Consider the following 17943-nt stretch of genomic DNA (forward strand, 5'->3'; position numbering starts at 1 on the left):
ATGAGCAAACATCAGGCAAGCCTTGCCTTACTCTTAGTGTCACGAGTCACAAGATAGGGCACGCTAACCTTAGTTCTGGATCTGGTGTAGCGTCGGCCCACATGAGCTCTTCGTCCTCTGACGCCGTAAGCGTCGCGCTGCGTGAGATCTTGCGCGACGATCTGCAGGTCGACCTCAGCCGGGTGACGCCGGAGTCGCGGCTGGTCGATGACGTGGGCCTTGATTCAGTGGCGTTCGCGATCGGCATGGTGGCCATCGAGGACCGGCTCGGCGTCGCACTGTCTGAGGAAGACCTGTTGACCTGTGACACGGTCGGCGACCTTGAGGCCGCTATCAGGGCGAAAGCCCCCGCCGGCGCGTGAGCGTGCTGGCCAGCGTCCTGGCAGGGGCGATGACCGGGTCGGAACACGACCTGGTGGTTTTCGATCCTGAGGCCGGAGCATGGAATCGCCATCCGTGGCAGCAGGTGCACGCCCGGGCCGAAAGTGTGGCCGCCCGGATCCTTGACGGCGATGACGACGGGGCCGTGGGGCTGGTCGGTGAGCCGACCGCAGATCTGGTCGCCGCGATTCAGGGCGCATGGTTGGCCGGCCGCAGTGTGTCGATCCTGCCCGGACCGGTCCGCGGCGCCGATCCCCGGCAATGGGCGCAGGCGACGCTGGATCGTTTCCACGGCATCGGGGTCGGCACGGTGCTGAGCCACGGATCGGTGTTGGATCTGCTGCGCGCCGAGGAGAACGGTCGGCCTCTGGCGATGGCTGACGTTGCCGCGGCCGCCGGCACCGGTCGCTCGGTCAAACCGGTCACTGCGGAACCCGATGTGCCCGCGGTTTTGCAGGGCACCGCCGGGTCGACCGGCACCCCGCGCACCGCCCAGCTGTCACCGGCCGCGGTATTGGCGAACGTCTCCGGCTTGAGTAAGCACGTCGGTGTCGATCCGGCAGACGATGTCGGCTGCAGCTGGCTGCCGCTGTATCACGACATGGGGCTGACCTTCCTGCTCAGCGCCGCGCTGACCGGATCTGAGCAGTGGTTGGCGCCTACGGCGGCGTTCGCCGCCTCGCCGTTTCGGTGGCTCAGCTGGCTGCACGACAGCCGGGCCACCATGACCGCCGCACCCAACTTCGCCTACACCGTGATCGGCAAATACGCCCGAAGAGTCCCCGAAGTGGACCTGGGCCGGCTGCGGGTCGCGATCAACGGCGGCGAGCCGGTCGACTGTGCCGGACTGGAGCGATTCGTCGCCGAACTCGGCAAGTTCGGCCTCGATCCCGGTGCTCTCATGCCGTCGTACGGCTTGGCCGAAGCTACCTGCGCGGTGACCGCGCCACGGCCAGGTACCGGTCTGCAGTACGACGAAATCGTCGGTGCGGCAAGCGATGATGCCGAGGCAGTGCGCAGGCATGCCGTGCTCGGCGAACCGATTCCCGGAATGCAGGTCCGGATCAGTCCGGTAGCCGAGCGCCATGAGGAGCTGCCGCAACGCGAAGTCGGCGAGATCGAGATCCGCGGAACCTCGATGATGTCCGGCTACCTGGGCCAGTCGGCGCTGGAGCCGGACACCTGGTTTACCACCGGCGACCTCGGCTACTTCACCGACGCAGGCCTGGTGGTCTGCGGCCGCGCCAAAGAGATCATCTCGATCGCCGGACGCAACGTGTTTCCCACCGAGATCGAGCGAGTGGCCGCCGAGGTGCGTGGTGTCCGCGATGGAGCGGTGGTGGCGGTCGGCAGAGACGGAATCCGTCCGGGTCTGGTGATCGCCGCGGAGTTCCGCGGTCGCGACGAGGCGGGCGCGCGTGCCGACCTGATCTCCCGGGTGGCATCGCAATGCGGGGTGGTGCCCGCAGATGTGGTGTTCCTGGCACCGGGATCGTTGCCCCGGACGTCGTCGGGCAAGCTGCGGCGACTGGAAGTCAAACGGAACCTGGAGGTTATGAAGTGACCGAAGTGACCGCTGGTTCCGACATCGACACTTATCGCGCCTTGCTCGACGAGGTGTTCGACCACCAGGTTGCCGACTGGACCGCCGAAGCCGAAGCCACCGAGCGCTTTCCGCGCGCGCTGATCGAGCATTTGGGCCGTACCGGGGTGTTCGCGGGCAAGTGGAGCAACGGCCAGCATCCCGATGTCGCCAAGCTGGTGGCCTTGGCGTTCAAGCTGGGCCAGCTGCGATCGGCCGGTATCGGGGTCGGGGTGAGCCTGCACGACTCCGCCATCGCGATCCTGCGCCGGTTCGGGCGGTCCGAATATCTGCAGAACATCTGCGAGCAGGCCATCGGGGGCCAGGCGGTGCTCTGCATCGCGGCCTCGGAAGAGTCTGGAGGCTCGGACCTGCAGATCGTCGAAACCGAAGTTCGTTCCGTGCGTGATGGTTTCGAGGTGCGAGGCCGCAAGAAGTTCGTGTCGCTGTCTCCGATCGCAGATCACATCTTGGTGGTGGCGCGCGGCGTGGACCACGACGAGAACAGTCGACATGGCAACGTCATGGTGATCGCGGTCCCGACTTCCCAAGTGCACATCAACGAGCCGTACCGCAAGGTGGGGGCCGGGCCGCTGGACACCGCCGCAGTCGATATCGACACCTGGGTGCCGGCTGATGCCTTGATCGCCCGCCCGGGCACCGGCCTGGCCGCGATCTCCTGGGGCCTGGCCCATGAACGCATGTCTATCGCCGGGCAGGTCGCCGCGTCGTGTCAGCTGATGCTGGGGCTCACTCACGCCCGGATGATGCGCCGCCGACAGTTCGGCGCCACTCTGTTCGAGCACCAGGCGCTACGGATGCGCGTCGCTGACCTGCAAGCCCGGGTCGATCTGCTCCGCCACGCACTCAAGGGTATTGCCGTTGACGGGCGGCTCGATCTGCGTACCGCCGCGGCCATGAAGGTCACCGCGGCCCGGCTCGGTGAAGAAGTGTTCTCCGAATGTATGCACATCTTCGGCGGCTCCGGCTACCTGGTCGACGAGACGCCGATCGGGCGCTGGTGGCGGGACATGAAGCTGGCCCGCGTCGGCGGCGGCACTGACGAGGTGCTCTGGGAGTTGGTGGCAGCCGGGATGCGCCCCGACTACGACCGCTACGACGAGTTGTTCGCCAACGGGTCGTCGTCGGGGTAGCGCAGCACCCCGTACAAGGCCATCTTGCGATAACCCATGTCGTGTTCGCCGAGGAAGGTGCCGCCCACATACTCGGCCAGCCGACGCATCGCCGTATTGCGATATTCGGGTTCGAACATCATCCGCCGGCACTGCGGTTCCAGTTCGAACACGCTTTTCATCACGCGCGGCAGCAGGATCGCTGCGAACCCCCGATTGACCGCCGCGATGTCAGCAACGGCGCCGTGCATGCCGAGATCGCGCGGGTCGGCATCGTAGTACTTGGCGATGGAATCCTTTGCCGCCCGGTATAACTCGATATAGCCATAGTCTTGGCCGTGCCGGCTGACGATGAGCGGCCTGGTGAAGCTGCCGGCGACCTGGGCGCTCAGGTAGGCGTGCCAGCGCTCTGGGGGCCAGGCGGACTCCCACGTCTCCGCTAGGTGCGGCCGGTTCATCCACTCGGACATCATTTCCGCGTCGACGTCCGGGTCGGCGACCCGGATCGCGTACGGCTCGGCGAGCGCCGGAATGGGCGGTGCCGGCACACTGCGAACCTCGTCGGAAATGTCCGTCAGCTCGCGGTGCAGGATGGTTGCGGCGTCAGTCATAACGAGCAGTCAGCTTACCCGAGCTCCCCTTCGGGTAAGTGAGGGTAGGGTAACCTAGGTTCGACTTGGCGGCGGGGCGCCGAGCCCGGCTCCGCGGGGTGGGCCACCGTTGGCGAAAGGACCGTGATGGCGCGCGGCTTGCAAGGTGCGATTCTGCGGGGCTTCGGTGCTCGCGACCACACCGTAACGGTGCTCGAGACCAGCCGGATCGCCCCACACTGCATCCGGGTCTGGATGCATTCGCCGACCTTGTTCACCGACGCGGCCGTCGAACCCAGTGCCTGGCTGCGGTTCTGGTTCCCGGACCCGGACGGATCGGACACCGAGTTCCAGCGCGCCTACACGATCGCCGAGGGCGACGCCGAGACCGGACGATTCGCGGTCGACATGGTGCTGCACGAACCGGCCGGGCCGGCCACCCGCTGGGCCCGCACCGTGGAGCCCGGGGCCACGATCGCGGCGATGTCGCTGATGGGCTCGTCGCGCTTCGAGGTGCCCGACGCCGACGCGCAACCCGCCGGCTACCTACTCATGGGGGACTCGGCGTCGATACCGGGAATCAACGGAATCATCGGCACCGTCGCACCTGACGTTCCGATCGAGCTCTACCTCGAACAGCACGACGACGACGATCTGCTGATCCCGCTGCGTGGACATCCCCGGCTGCGGGTGCACTGGGTGCCCCGCCGCGACGCGAGCTCGCTGGCCGCGGCGATCGAAGCCCGAGACTGGTCGGACTGGTACGCCTGGGCCACCCCGGAAGCGGCGACCCTCAAGGCGTTGCGGACCCGGCTGCGCGACGAGTTCGGCTTCCCCAAATCCGAGATCCACGCGCAGGCCTACTGGACCGCCGGCCGTGCCATGGGCACCCAGCGCGGGCCGGAAGACACCGCAAAGCCCGCGTCGACTCTGCCGTCACCCGACACAAGTGCGAGTGAGGTGCCCGGTGAGCGCCCAGTCAACGCGAAGGGGGCATGGCGCGCCCAGGCCGCGGGCCGGCTGCTCGGCGCGCTGAAGGTGCCGCTGATCATCTCCGGTGTCCTGCAGGCCCTGATCACACTGCTGCAGTTGGCCCCGTTCGTGCTGCTGGTGGAGCTGGCCCGGCTGTTGGTGACCGGCGCCGACGAGTCACGGCTGTGGGCGATCGGAATCGCCGCACTCTCGTTGCTGGGCCTGGGCACCTTGCTGGGGGCGGGACTGACGCTCTGGCTGCACGTCGTCGACGCCCGCTTCGCCAGCGCGCTGCGGACCCGGCTGCTGAGCAAGCTGGCACGGCTGCCGCTGGGCTGGTTCACCGCCCGCGGATCCGGCTCGATCAAGCAACTGGTCGCCGACGACACCCTGTCCCTGCACTATCTGGTCACCCACGCCATCCCCGACGCGGTCGCCGCCGTGGTGGCACCGGTGGCGGTGCTGGTCTACCTGTTCGTGGTGGACTGGCGGGTGGCTCTGGTGCTGTTCGTACCGGTGCTGGTCTACATGGTGCTGATGTCGGTGATGATGACCCAGTCCGGCCCCAAGATCAGTCAGGCGCAACGTTGGGCCGAGCGGATGAACGGCGAAGCCGGCACCTACCTGGAGGGTCAGCCGGTGATCCGGGTGTTCGGCGGGGCCGCCGCCTCCACCTTCCGCCGCCAGTTGGACGACTACATCAAATTCCTGGTGGACTGGCAGCGGCCCTTCATCGGCAAGAAGACGCTGATGGACCTGGTCACCCGCCCGTCGACCTTCCTGTGGCTGATCATGCTGACCGGCACCCCGCTGATTCTCTCCGGCCGGATGGATCCGGTGAACCTGCTGCCGTTCCTGTTGCTGGGCACCACCTTCGGCGCCCGCCTGCTGGGCATCGGCCTGGGGGTCGGCGGTATTCGCGGTGGCATGCTGGCGGCCCGGCGGCTACAGATCGCCTTGGACGAGCCCGAACTCGAGGTAGGAGAGCGGCTGGGTTCGGAGGCAGCCGAAACGGCTGGGACGGTGCGCTTCGAGGCCGCAACCTTCGGCTATCGTCCCGGTGTCCCGGTGATCCGCGGAGTGTCATTGACCCTGCGGCCGGGCACGGTGACTGCACTGGTCGGCCCATCGGGCTCGGGTAAGTCGACGCTGGCCGCGCTGCTGGCTCGCTTCCACGATGTCGAGTCCGGATCGATATCGGTTGGCGGTCAAGACATCCGGTCGTTGACCGCCGACGAGCTGTATCGCCGGGTGGGATTCGTCCTGCAGGAGACGCAGCTGGTGCACGGGACGGTCCGCGACAACATCGCACTCGCGGTCCCGGACGCCACCGACGAGCAGGTGCAGGCCGCGGCCCGCGAAGCCCAGATCCATGATCGGATCCTGCGGTTGCCCGACGGCTACGGCACCGTGCTGGGTGCCGCCGCAGCGCTCTCCGGGGGGGAGCGGCAGCGGCTCACCATCGCCCGCGCCATCCTCGCCGACACGCCCGTCCTCATCCTGGACGAGGCCACCGCGTTCGCCGACCCCGAATCGGAATACCTAGTGCAGCAGGCGCTGAACAGATTGACCCAGGATCGCACCGTGTTGGTGATCGCCCACCGGCTGCACACGATCACCGGTGCCGATCAGATCGTCGTGCTCGACCACGGCAGCATCGTCGAACAGGGCAGCCACGACGAGCTGCTGGCCGCGCAGGGACGCTACCTGCAACTGTGGGAGACGGGCCGCGCCGCGGTCACCGTCGGTGCGGAGGCGGGCCGATGATCCGGACCCTGATCCAGCTGATCCCGCATGACCGTCGCGGCCGGATGTTCGGCTACGCCGCGTTGACGCTGCTGTCGGTGGCGGTGCGGGCGGCGGGAACCGTGCTGCTGGTCCCGCTGGTGAGCGCGCTGTTCTCCGAGACCCCGAGCCGGGCGTTGGCCTGGCTGGGTTGGCTGACGGTGGCGACCGCCGCGGGTTGGTTGATCGACTTCGCGTGCGCCCGAATCGGATTCGACCTGGGCTTCGCCGTCCTCGATCACACCCAACACGACGTGGCCGACCGCCTGCCCGGCGTGCGGTTGGGCTGGTTCACGTCCGCCAACACCGCGGACGCGCGACAGGCGATCGCTGCCACCGGCCCCGAACTGGTGAGCCTGGTGGTCAATCTGCTGACGCCGCTGATCAGCGCGATCCTGCTGCCGCCGGCGATCGCGCTGGCCTTGCTCGGGGTGTCATGGCAGCTGGGGCTGGCCGCCCTGGGCGGGGTGCCGCTGCTGCTGGGGGCGTTGTGGGCGTCCAACCGACTCAGCGCCCGCGCGGACGCCGCGGCCGGCGACGCGAACACCGCTCTGACGGAACGAATCATCGAGTTCGCCCGCACCCAGCAGGCGCTGCGCGCGGCGCGGCGCGTCGAACCCGAGCGCAGCACCGTCGGGCAGGCGCTGAGCGCCCAGCATGGCGCCGCGATGCGGCTGCTACTCATGCAGATTCCGGGGCAACTGCTGTTCAGTCTGGCCAGCCAGGGCGCGCTGATCCTGCTGGCCGGCAGTACCACCGCGCTGACCGTGACCGGCACGCTGAGCGTTCCCGAGGCCATCGCGTTGATCGTGGTGGCGGCCCGCTACCTGGAACCGTTCACCGTCATCAGCGAGCTGGCGCCGGCCCTGGAGTCGACGCGGGCCTCCCTCGAGCGGATCCGCGCCGTGCTCACCGCGCCGGAGGTGACGGTCGGACCCGGTCAGGTACCCGAGGATGCCGCCGCGCCGCGCATCGAGTTCGACGACGTCACGTTCGGCTACGACTCGGCGGGCCCACCGGTGCTCGACCGAGTCAGCTTCACCCTGCAGGCCGGCACCACCACGGCAATCGTCGGACCATCCGGTTCGGGCAAGAGCACCATCTTGTCCCTGATCGCCGGACTGCATGAGCCCACCGGCGGCCGGGTGTTGCTCGACGGGGTGGATGCCGTCGGGCTCGACGCCCCGTCGCGGCGGGCCGCCACCAGCGTGGTGTTCCAGCATCCCTACCTACTCGACGGCACGATCCGCGACAACGTGCTGGTCGGAGACCCCGGCGCCGATCAGGAGGCTTTCGAGCGGGCCACCGAATTAGCCCGGGTCGACGAGCTGGTCGCCCGCCTGCCGGACGGCAGTGACACCAGGGTCGGAGAGGCCGGCGCGGCGCTGTCCGGCGGTGAGCGCCAACGGGTCAGCATCGCCCGGGCACTGCTCAAACCCGCACCGGTGTTGCTGGTCGATGAGGCGACCAGCGCGCTGGACACCGAGAACGAGGCGGCGATCGTCGCCGCGCTGAGCTCGGAGTCGCGCCCGCGCACTCGGGTGATCGTCGCGCACCGGCTGGCCAGTATCTCCCAGGCCGACCGCGTGTTGTTCATCGACGACGGCAAGGTCATCGAGGACGGGACGATCGACGAATTACGCGCGGCCGGTGGACGTTTCGACGAGTTCTGGCGACAGCAGAACGATGCCGCCGGGTGGCAGATCCACGCCGGCTAGCGACTCGCCATCGATTTTGCGGTGGTCGCAAGCGCGGCGGAGCCGGGCGCAGCGGGCCACCGCCATCGATTTAGTGCGATTTAGTGCGATCATCGAAGGCGTGAACGCCGACGATGACCCCGAGGCCCGGATACGGGAATTGGAGCGTCCGCTGTCGGGCTTCGCCCGCCCCGTGGAACTGACCGCCCCGACGGGTGCTGTCGACGGGCGGGCGCCGTCGCGGTCAGGAAACGGCCGCGGACTCGCCATCGTCGTCAGTGTGATGGCAGCGGTGGTGGTGACGGCTGGGGCGTTCGCAGTGTTTCTGTTCGCCCAGGACTCGACCAGCTCCGAGCCTGGGCGGCCCACCACGCCCAGCGGTTTCACCCCGATACCGTTGCCCTCCAAGGCGGCGCCTGCGCCCGAACCGCCGATCGTTCTGGCACCGCCGGTCGCAGCGTCGCCCGCTGTCCCGGCTCCGGACAGCAGTGTCACCCTCATCATCGCCGGGGCCGGGGAGAACAAGACCCTGGCCTGCGACGGCCGCTACGTGTCCGTGAGCGGGGTCAGCAACACGGTGGAACTCACCGGCCAGTGCGCCGGTCTGACGGTGTCGGGCATCGGCAACGTCATCACCATCGACTCCACGCCAAAAGTCACGGCATCGGGTCTCAACAACCGGATTACCTACCGCTCCGGGAACCCCGAAGTGAGCACCTCGGGGTTCGACAACGTCGTCGAACGTGGGTAGGTCAGCGGATTCGGTTCAGCCGAGCTGGCGGACCAATGCCTTTTTGTCGATCTTGCCGACCGCCGTGGTAGGGAGGGCCGGTAGCGCCGCCAGCTGATCGACCCGCACGTGGGTGGCGACCCCGCACTCGTCGAGATGTCGGTTCAGCTCGGCCAGCGTCAGCGGTGCGCTGTTGAACACCACTGCGGCGCACACCTTTTCGCCCAAGTACTGATCCGACAAGCCGACCGCGGCAGCCGATCTAACCGCCGGATGCGCCAGCAGGTGCGTCTCCAGCTCGTCGGCAGCGATGTTCTCGCCGCCGCGGACGATGACGTCCTTGATCCGCCCGGTCACCTCCAGGTAGCCGTTCGCCAGGCGACGGACCCGGTCCCCGCTGCGGTAGAAGCCGTCCGGGCTGAAGGATCGCTCATTTGCTTCGGGAGCGTTGTAGTAGCCGTTGATCGTGTACGGCCCGCGCACCATCAGCTCACCTTCGGATGCCTCGGCGCCGTCCTCGTCGACCACCCGCAATTCGTCGTCGGCGCACAACGGCCGGCCCTGCGTGGTGTCGAGCAACTCCGCCGCGTCGCCGGGCCGGGTGTAGCAGAGCAACCCTTCGGCCATGCCGAACACCTGCTGCAGGCCCGGCGTCAGCACCTCCCGAATCCGGCGGGCATCGCCCGCGGCCAGCTTGGCACCGCCGACCTGCAGCAACCGCAGCGTCGTCGGCTTCTGCGGCTCCCAATCGCAGGCCTGCGCCCACAACGTGGCCAACGCCGGCACCAACGCGGTGACCGTCACCCGGTGACGGGCGATGGTGGCGAACGCCGCCTCGGGGCTGGGGTCGGCGCCGAAGACCGTGGCCGCCCCCGCGGACATGGCGCCCAGCAGCCCCGGGCAGGCCAGCGGAAAATTGTGGGCTGCCGGCAACGCGGCCAGATAGACGTCGTCAGCGGTCAGCTCGCACAGCTGCGCGCTGGCGGTGGCGTTATAGATGTAGTCGTTGTGGGTGCGGGGGATCAGCTTGGGCATCCCGGTGGTCCCACCGGAGACCAGCAGCAGTGCCGGCGCGGCCGGATCGGGGGTGAATCGCGGCGCGGGGGAGTCGTCGGACGCCTCTTCGATGATGAGCCGTTTCAATCCGAGTTCGGCGGCCATCGCCGGATAGTCGAATCCCGCAGTGGTGTCAGGGATCACGATCCCGACCGCGTTGCTGACCGCGGCCAGATGCCCGATCTCAGCGGCACGGTGTCCGGGCAGGCAGAGCACCGGGATGGCGCCCACCCGCAGCAGCCCGAACAGCGTGACCGCGAATGCGCAACTGTTGGGCAACTGCAGCAACACCCGGTCGCCGGCGCCGACACCCAGCCGGTGCAGACCCGACGCTGCGCGATCGGCGCCCGCATCCAACTGCGCATACGACAGCGTCGCGCCGCCATCGATCACCGCCGGCCGATCGGGCCAGCGCTCCGCCGCGTCGTCGAGCAGCGATGTCAGCGGCCGTCCGCTCCAATAGCCGGCCGCACGGTAGGCGGCGGCCCTCTCGTCGGGAAACGGTACGAACCCGTGCATGTGTACTCCCTGGCTTACCGAAGACCGAACCTGGATAGAGTAGCTTCGAGAAATTAGGGCAGCCTAACGAAGGGTGGAGTGGCGCCGTGGGGCCGGACGAGATACGTGCGCAGGTCGCTGACCTGCTCGGCGCCGACGCCAGCGCCGTCGATCCCGAGGCCGACCTGGTCGGACAGGGTCTGGACTCGATCCGGATGATGAGCCTGGCCGGTCGCTGGCGCAAACAGGGCATTGACGTCGACTTCGCTGCGCTGGCCGCCGACCCGCGTATCGCCGCGTGGCAGGACCTGCTGGGCGACCGGGGCGAACCGATACCCGTGACCGCGCCGACGGACGACCCGACCGATGCCGGCGCACCGTTTCCGCTGGCTCCCATGCAGCACGCCATGTGGGTGGGACGCGACGACGACGTCGCGCTCGGCGGGGTGGCCGGGCACCTCTACGTGGAGTTTGATGGGCCCGGCATTGATGCGGATCGGCTGGCCGCCGCCGCGGCCGCGTTGGCCGCACGCCACCCGATGCTGCGGGTGCAATTCTCACCCGACGGCACCCAGTACATCCGGCCCGATGCCGAACTGCCCGTCGTGGTGCAGGACCTGCGTGGCTTGGATGCCGCCGAGGTGGCCCAGCGGCTGGACGCCACCCGGGTGGCGAAATCGCATCAGCAGCTCGACGACGCTGTCTTCGAGCTCACGGTGTCGTTGCTGCCGGACGGGACCGCGCGTCTGCACGTCGACCTGGACATGCAGGCCGCCGACGCGATGAGCTACCGCACCCTGATGGCGGATCTGGCCGCCGCCTACCGCGGGGAGTCGCTGCCGGAGCTGGGCTACACCTACCGGCAGTACCGTCACGCCACCGCCAACCGACAACCCGACGAGGACCACCGCCAGTGGTGGGCGCAGCGTATCCCCGACCTGCCCGACCCGCCCAAGCTGCCGCCGCCCACGGGCGCCCCCGCCGACCCGCGGCGCAGCACCCGGCGGTGGCACCGGCTGGACCCGGACACCCGCGACGCGCTGTTCGCTCAGGCGCGCGCCCACGGCGTCACGCCAGCCATGACCTTGGCCGCGTCGTTCTCCCACACCCTGGCCAGTTGGTCGGACGCGCCGCGCTTCCTGCTCAATGTGCCGCTGTTCGGCCGGGAACCGTTGCACGACGACGTCGACCGGCTGGTGGGTGATTTCACCTCGTCACTGCTGCTGGATGTGGATTTGAGCCAGGCCGGCACCGGCGCGCAGCGCGCGCACGCGGTGCAGGACGCCATGCGCACTGCCGCCGCACACGCCGACTACCCCGGCTTGGCGGTGCTGCGTGACCTGAGCCGCCACCGCGGCACGCAGGTGCTGGCGCCGGTGGTGTTCACCAGCGCGCTGGGACTCGGCGAGCTGTTCGCCGATGCGGTCACCGGCGCGTTCGGCACCCCGGTCTGGATCATCTCGCAGGGCCCGCAGGTGCTGCTGGACGCCCAGGTCACCGAGTTCGACGGCGGCATCCTGGTGAATTGGGATGTGCGCGAGGACATGTTCGCGCCCGGCGTGATCGACGCCATGTTCGCCCACCACATCGCCGACCTCACCCGGCTGGCCCGGGGTGACGGCTGGGCGGAACCCGCGCCGGCAGCGTTGCCCGCCGAGCAGGCCCAGGTCCGTGAGTCGGTGAACGCGGGCACCGCCGAACCGAGCGGGGAAGCCCTGCAGGACGGGTTCTTTCGCCAGGCCGACCGCAACCCCGAGGCGGTTGCGCTGCTGCACGGATCCGGGGAGTTGAGCTACGGCCGGCTACGCGATCAGGCGTTGGCGGTGGCCGCCGCGCTGCAGGAGCGCGGCGTGCAACCCGGTGACACGGTGGCTCTGCTGGGCCCCAAGGGCGCCGAGCAGATTCCGGCGCTGCTGGGCATCCTGGCCGCCGGCGCGGTCTATCTGCCGATCGCTGCCGATCAGCCGCCCGAGCGCAGGGAGCGGATCGTGGCCCTGGGCGGTGCCGCGCTGGCCCTGGTGACCGGGGACGTGGTGCCCGCGTTGGCAATTCCGGTGCTGGCGGCGTCCGATGCCCTACAGCGGGCCGGTGCCGTTGACCCGGTTCGCACCGATCCGTCCCAGCTGGCCTACGTGGTGTTCACCTCGGGCTCCACCGGCGAGCCCAAGGGTGTCGAGCTCACCCACGACGCCGCCATGAACACCATCGAAACCCTCAGTGCTCGTTTCGGATTCGCGCCGAGCGACCGCAGCTTGGCGCTGCTGACCCTGGACGCCGACATGTCGGTGCTCGACGTGTTCGCCATGCTGCGCGCCGGTGCGGCGATCGTGATGGTCGATGAGGCCGACCGGCGCAGCCCCGAAGTGTGGGCGCGGCTGGTGGCACGGCACCGGGTCAGCGTGCTCAACCTGATGCCCGGCGCCCTGGAGATGTTGGCCGCCACCGGCGGCGAACTGTCTTCGGTGCGCGCGGTGTTGACCGGTGGCGACTGGGTGCGTCCCGAACTGGCGCGACACTTCGCCGCGGCTGCTCCCGGCGTGCGGTTCGCCGGACTGGGTGGGGCCACCGAAACAGCCATCCACGCCACGCTGTGCGAGGTCGTGGGTGACCCGCCGGCGCACTGGGCCGCGGTGCCCTACGGCTTCCCCCTGCCCAACATCGCCTGCCGGGTGGTGGGCGCCGACGGAGCCGACCGCCCCGACTGGGTGGCCGGCGAACTGTGGGTCGCCGGGCGCGGCATCGCCTCGGGTTATCGCGGTCGGCCCGATCTGACCGCCGAGAAATTCGTCGAGTATGACGGCCGAACCTGGTATCGCACCAGCGATCTGGTCCGCTACCTTCCCGACGGCACACTGGAATTCGTCGGCCGCGCTGATCACCGGGTCAAAATCAGCGGCTATCGCATCGAACTCGGTGAGGTCGAATCCGCATTGCGTCGGCTGCCCGGGGTCGCCGAGGCAGTGGTGGTGGCCCTGTCCGAGCCAGGTGGGCGCGAGGTGTTGGCGGCCGCCGTGCGTACCGGTGATCCCGCGGTGAGCGTCGCCGGATTGCAGGCCGGGCTGGCCGAATCGCTGCCCGAACACATGATTCCCCGTCAGCTGCAACTGGTTTCGACGGTTCCCTACACCGTCTCCGGCAAGATCGACCGGCGGGCGGTGACGGCCGAGCTGGCCGCGGCAATGGCGGCCGGCGACGGCTACCGCGAGCCATCCGGTCCGCTGCAGCGTGCCTTGGCCGCGATCGTCGCCGAGGTGCTTGGTGCCGCCCGAGTCGGAGCCGACGACGACTTCTTTGCCCTGGGCGGCGATTCGGTACTGGCCACCGCTGCCGTGTCACGCATCCGCACCTGGTTGGACGCTCCGGGAGCGGTGGTCGCCGACATCTTCGCCACCCGAACCGTCGCGGGGCTGGCCTCTCGGCTGGCTGCGGCTGAGGCTGATCCCGGTCGGTTGGATGCGGTCGCCGAGATCTACCTGGAAGTGGCACAGCTCGATGCTGCCGACGTGCTGGCGGCGATCGGCGAGGAGTGAGCCAGGGGAGTCGCCGATTCAGCCGGCGACTTCCAGAGCCCACCTTTCGCCCAGGCCGGCGATGGGTGCGCCGGACGGTTTTCGGAAAGGCGATTTCCCGTCCCGCAGTTGCTTTCGCACGCCCCTCGACGGTCTGCCGGTAGGCCGCGATCCCGGCGCTGGTGCGGATCGTCGTTTCGCTAAGTCCCAGTTGCGACAGGTTTGCCGGGGTTGTACAGTCAAACGCGATATACCCATACCCCCTTAGGGTATAAGCGGCAGTCGAAAGGAGTCGAAATGGGAATCGTCCGCAAGCTCGGTCGTACCGTGGGCGAGCTCCGGCGCGCCATCGCGGCCACCTTGGGCTTCGTCGGTGTCACGGCGGGAGTCTTTTTCGTCGGAACCTGGGCTGGAGCCTCCGGTGCGGTTACGCTGGGTCCGGTAACGGCCGCCGCGTCTCATGCCCCGAATGCGCCTTCGCCCAACGGGTCCGAGCACAACGGCGGTAGCTCGCACAAGTCGGGTCCGGGAATGTCTCACCAGAAGATGTCTCCGGACATGCCGAGGGATAAGCAGATGCCGGACAAACAATGCTGCGACAAATAGCAATTCACGCCGAGCAAGCGGTCTGGGGTTCGATGGGCTGCTGCGCATGACAGCGCAGACCGGCCGCGAGCGCCACGACGAGCACGATCACTGCGGCGCCGGCATCGGCGTCGAGCCTTCGGGCGTGCCGGAGGCGTCGGAATACACCTGCCCGATGCACCCGGAGATTCGCCAGCCGGGCCCGGGGTCGTGCCCGATCTGCGGCATGGCGCTAGAACCGGTCCTGGTCACCGCTGACGCAGGTCCCAACCACGAACTTGCCGACATGACCCGCCGCTTCTGGGTGGGCCTGGCGTTGGCACTGCCGGTGGTCGTGCTGGCCATGGGCGGCCACCTGTTCGGCTGGGTGCCGGACGTCATCTCTTCGTCGGTATCGGCCTGGATCCAGTTGGCGCTGGCCACGCCCGTGGTGTTGTGGGCAGGATTGCCGTTCTTTGTCCGTGGCTGGGATTCGGTGCGCACCGGCCACTTGAACATGTTCACCCTCATCGCGATGGGCACCGGCGTGGCCTGGGTGTACAGCGTGGTCGCCACTGTCGCGCCCGGTGTCTTCCCTGACTCGTTCCGGACGATGGGCGCCGTCGACGTCTACTTCGAGGCGGCAGCCGTCATCACCGTCCTGGTGTTACTCGGCCAAGTGCTGGAACTGCGGGCGCGCGAGCAGACGTCCGGCGCCATCAAGGCATTGCTCAATCTGGCACCGAAGACTGCCCGGCGAATCCGTTCGGATGGTGCCGACGAGGAGATCAGCCTCGACGAGGTGCAGCTTGGCGATCGGCTGCGGGTGCGGCCCGGCGAGCGGGTTCCGGTCGACGGTACGGTCGAGGACGGCAGATCCACGATCGACGAGTCGGTAGTGACCGGCGAATCGATGCCGGTCACCAAAACCGCCGGCGACACCGTCATCGGCGGCACCATCAACCAGTCCGGCGGGCTGGTCATGCGCGCCGAAAAGATCGGCCGGGACACCATGTTGGCGCGGATAGTGGCCATGGTCGCGCAGGCGCAGCGCTCTCGAGCGCCGATCCAGCGGATCGCCGACCGAGTCGCCGGAATATTCGTACCCGCGGTGATCGTCGTCGCGGTGATCGCGTTCATCGTGTGGGGCCTGTTCGGTCCCGACCCCAAGCTGGCGCACGCCCTGATCGTCGCGGTTACGGTGTTGATCATCGCGTGTCCCTGTGCGCTGGGGCTGGCCACGCCGATGTCGATCATGGTCGGAGTGGGCCGCGGAGCCAGGCTGGGCGTGTTGATCAAGAACGCTGAGGCGCTGGAACGCATGGAGAAGGTCGACACCCTGGTCGTCGACAAGACCGGCACCCTGACCGAAGGACATCCCGCGGTGACGGACATCGTCGCTGCGCCCGGTTTCGACCCCGCGGAGATCCTTCGACTGGCCGCAGGTGTCGAGCGGGCCTCCGAGCACCCGCTGGCGCAAGCCATCGTTGCGGCGGCGGCGGACCGCGGCGTGGTTGTTCCCGCCGTCGACGGCTTCGATGCACCGGCCGGTCGAGGCGTGATCGGCGTCGTCGACGGCCGCCATGTCGTGGCGGGCAACGCCGAGTTCCTCATCTCGCAGCGGATCGACGTCAGCGCGTTGGAGGCCGACGCCAACCGGTTGCGGTCGGATGGAGCCACTGCGATCTATCTGGGCGTCGACGGCCGGGCGGCCGGTATCTTCGCCATCGCCGACCCGGTCAAGGCCACAACTCCGGCGGCACTGGCCGCGTTGCGCCGTGAAGGTATCGACATCGTCATGCTGACCGGCGACAACCGGGTGACCGCAGAGGCCGTCGGACGCCGCCTGGGGATCGACCGGATTGAGGCCGATGTGCTGCCCGATCAGAAGAGTGATGTCGTCACCAGGCTGCGCACCGCCGGGCGGGTGGTGGCCATGGCCGGGGACGGCGTCAACGACGCCCCGGCGCTGGCCGCCGCCGACGTCGGGCTGGCCATGGGCGGCGGCACCGATGTGGCCATGGAAAGCGCTGGCGTCACCCTGCTCAATGGCGAACTCACCGGCATTGTGCGCGCACGCGAACTCTCCCGGATGACCGTGGCCAATATCCGGCAGAACCTGTTCTTCGCGTTCGCCTATAACGCGGTCGGCATTCCCATTGCCGCCGGCATCCTCTACCCGGCGTTCGGACTGCTGCTGTCACCGCTGATCGCCGCGGCTGCCATGTCCCTGTCGTCGATCAGCGTGATCGGCAATGCGCTGCGATTGCGCACCCAGCGTCTGACCGGAGATGACTGAAAAAGGCAGGTAAACGCTGCGATAGGGGCTGGTGGAGCATGGTCGGTGTGTGCCAGCATCGGTGATATGAAAGCGCGCCGATCGCTCCTATTGCTCAGCATTCCGGTGGTGACGGCGTTGGCTGCGCTGCCCAGCGCCCCGGTCGTCCCCTCCGCCTCGGCTGCCGGCTGTCCCGACATCGAGGTGACCTTCGCCCGGGGAACCGCGGAGGCGCCCGGTGTCGGTGGAGTTGGCCAGAAATTCATCGATGCACTGCGCTCGCAGGTCGGGGGGCGCTCCGTCGGGGTGTACGCGGTCAATTACCCGGCAGCCGAGGACTGGCCGCCCTCGGCGTCCGCCGGCGCCGGCGATGCGAACACCCACGTGCAATCCATGGTTGCAACCTGTCCGAACACCAAGCTGGTGCTCGGCGGCTATTCCCAAGGCGCGATGGTCATCGACCTGATCACCATTGCGCGGGCATCGGTGGCGGGCTTCACCGCCGCGACGTTGTCCGAGGAGGAAGCTGCGCACGTGGCCGCGGTCGCGGTGTTCGGCAATCCCACCGACCGGTACCTGGGCGGACCGATCAGCGAGATCAGCCCTTGGTACGGGGCCAAGGCGATCGATCTGTGCGCCGACGGCGATCCGATCTGCACTCCGGGAGCCTTGGCGCTGCCCTCGCATGACGAGATGTTCTCCGCTCCGCACCTGTCCTATGCGCAGTCGCCGATGCCCGCTCAGGCCGCGGGCTTCGTGGCGAGCCATCTCTGACGCGGGACGGCTACCCGATTACCTCCGAGGCCCAGTACTCACGCAGGCTGGCGATCCGATCGCCGGCGAATTCCAGGATGGCGACTTCCCGCATCCGTTTTCGCACGTTCTGGACGCGGTCGACGAAGGTCGCCTCCCACTCGGCGATCACCGTGCTGCCATCGGTGGCGGTGTAGAGGTTGAGCAGTCGGGCGTCGATATCGGCCTGTCCCTCGACGACCTTGCGCTGCCAGTAGTCGCGGATCCCGGCTCGGTTGCGGATGGGTTCGCCCAGCACCCGCTCGTGGTAGGTGGCGTCGTCGGTGAAGATCGTGACGATGAGCTCGGGGTCCTGTTGGGTCCAGGCGCGCAGGTAGGTATCGATCGTGGTGCGGACATCCATCAGGGGAGTGTG

12 protein-coding genes are annotated in these 17943 nt (G+C 68.5%); 9 read left to right on the top strand and 3 right to left on the bottom strand.

Going from position 1 to position 17943, the window contains the following annotated elements; genetic code table 11:
* Nucleotides 1-53: 53 nt before the first annotated feature.
* Genes ACKY0W_RS07860 through mbtN form a run of 3 tightly spaced genes read left to right on the top strand, consistent with a single transcriptional unit; the run spans nt 54 to nt 3117 of the window.
* A complete protein-coding gene (locus ACKY0W_RS07860; RefSeq protein WP_409437687.1) occupies nt 54-362 on the top strand; it encodes an acyl carrier protein in 309 nt (102 codons plus the stop codon).
* Complete coding sequence (mbtM, locus tag ACKY0W_RS07865; RefSeq protein ID WP_409437086.1) at nt 359-1945, top strand: long-chain-fatty acid--ACP ligase MbtM; 1587 nt, start codon at nt 359-361, stop codon at nt 1943-1945. Before ACKY0W_RS07860 ends, mbtM begins: the two co-directional genes overlap by 4 nt.
* A gap of 5 nt (nt 1946-1950) precedes the next feature.
* Entirely contained in the window at nt 1951-3117 is a 1167-nt protein-coding gene (gene mbtN, locus ACKY0W_RS07870; protein WP_409437688.1) for a mycobactin biosynthesis acyl-ACP dehydrogenase MbtN, read from the top strand.
* Here mbtN and ACKY0W_RS07875 read toward each other — a convergent pair.
* Nucleotides 3078-3707 (bottom strand): GNAT family N-acetyltransferase, encoded by a 630-nt coding sequence (locus ACKY0W_RS07875; RefSeq protein WP_409437087.1) that lies wholly within the window; start codon nt 3705-3707, stop codon nt 3078-3080. The genes mbtN and ACKY0W_RS07875 overlap by 40 nt on opposite strands.
* Before the next feature lie 126 nt (nt 3708-3833).
* On the opposite strand from ACKY0W_RS07875, the gene ACKY0W_RS07880 reads away from it, so the two are divergent.
* The 3 genes from ACKY0W_RS07880 (at nt 3834) to ACKY0W_RS07890 (ending at nt 8891) form a co-directional block, all read left to right on the top strand.
* Entirely contained in the window at nt 3834-6425 is a 2592-nt protein-coding gene (locus tag ACKY0W_RS07880; RefSeq protein WP_409437088.1) for an ABC transporter ATP-binding protein/permease, read from the top strand.
* A complete protein-coding gene (locus ACKY0W_RS07885) occupies nt 6422-8161 on the top strand; it encodes an ABC transporter ATP-binding protein (RefSeq protein WP_409437089.1) in 1740 nt (579 codons plus the stop codon). The genes ACKY0W_RS07880 and ACKY0W_RS07885 overlap by 4 nt, the downstream gene beginning before the upstream one ends.
* 100 nt (nt 8162-8261) lie before the next feature.
* The gene (locus ACKY0W_RS07890) at nt 8262-8891 is read left to right on the top strand and encodes a DUF3060 domain-containing protein (RefSeq protein WP_409437090.1); all 630 of its coding nucleotides are present in this window, start codon (nt 8262-8264) and stop codon (nt 8889-8891) included.
* A 15-nt stretch (nt 8892-8906) separates the two neighbouring features.
* Here the strand turns inward: ACKY0W_RS07890 and ACKY0W_RS07895 are convergent, their stop codons facing one another.
* The gene (locus ACKY0W_RS07895) at nt 8907-10445 is read right to left on the bottom strand and encodes a (2,3-dihydroxybenzoyl)adenylate synthase (protein WP_409437091.1); all 1539 of its coding nucleotides are present in this window, start codon (nt 10443-10445) and stop codon (nt 8907-8909) included.
* 86 nt (nt 10446-10531) lie between these two features.
* On the opposite strand from ACKY0W_RS07895, the gene ACKY0W_RS07900 reads away from it, so the two are divergent.
* The 3 genes from ACKY0W_RS07900 to ACKY0W_RS07910 all read left to right on the top strand — a co-directional run bounded on the left by ACKY0W_RS07900 (nt 10532) and on the right by ACKY0W_RS07910 (nt 17549).
* Nucleotides 10532-13954: an amino acid adenylation domain-containing protein gene (locus tag ACKY0W_RS07900; protein ID WP_409437092.1), complete on the top strand. Its 3423-nt coding sequence runs from the start codon at nt 10532-10534 to the stop codon at nt 13952-13954.
* Nucleotides 13955-14693: 739 nt separating this feature from the next.
* Complete coding sequence (locus ACKY0W_RS07905) at nt 14694-16796, top strand: copper-transporting P-type ATPase (protein WP_409437689.1); 2103 nt, start codon at nt 14694-14696, stop codon at nt 16794-16796.
* Nucleotides 16797-16862: 66 nt separating this feature from the next.
* Entirely contained in the window at nt 16863-17549 is a 687-nt protein-coding gene (locus ACKY0W_RS07910; RefSeq protein ID WP_409437093.1) for a cutinase family protein, read from the top strand.
* Between the two features lie 10 nt (nt 17550-17559).
* Here the strand turns inward: ACKY0W_RS07910 and ACKY0W_RS07915 are convergent, their stop codons facing one another.
* Nucleotides 17560-17931, bottom strand: coding sequence for a nuclear transport factor 2 family protein (locus ACKY0W_RS07915; RefSeq protein ID WP_409437094.1), 372 nt, complete (start codon nt 17929-17931; stop codon nt 17560-17562).
* Nucleotides 17932-17943: the final 12 nt, after the last annotated feature.

The organism is Mycobacterium sp. SMC-14, assembly GCF_046250075.1.
Lineage (GTDB): Bacteria > Actinomycetota > Actinomycetes > Mycobacteriales > Mycobacteriaceae > Mycobacterium.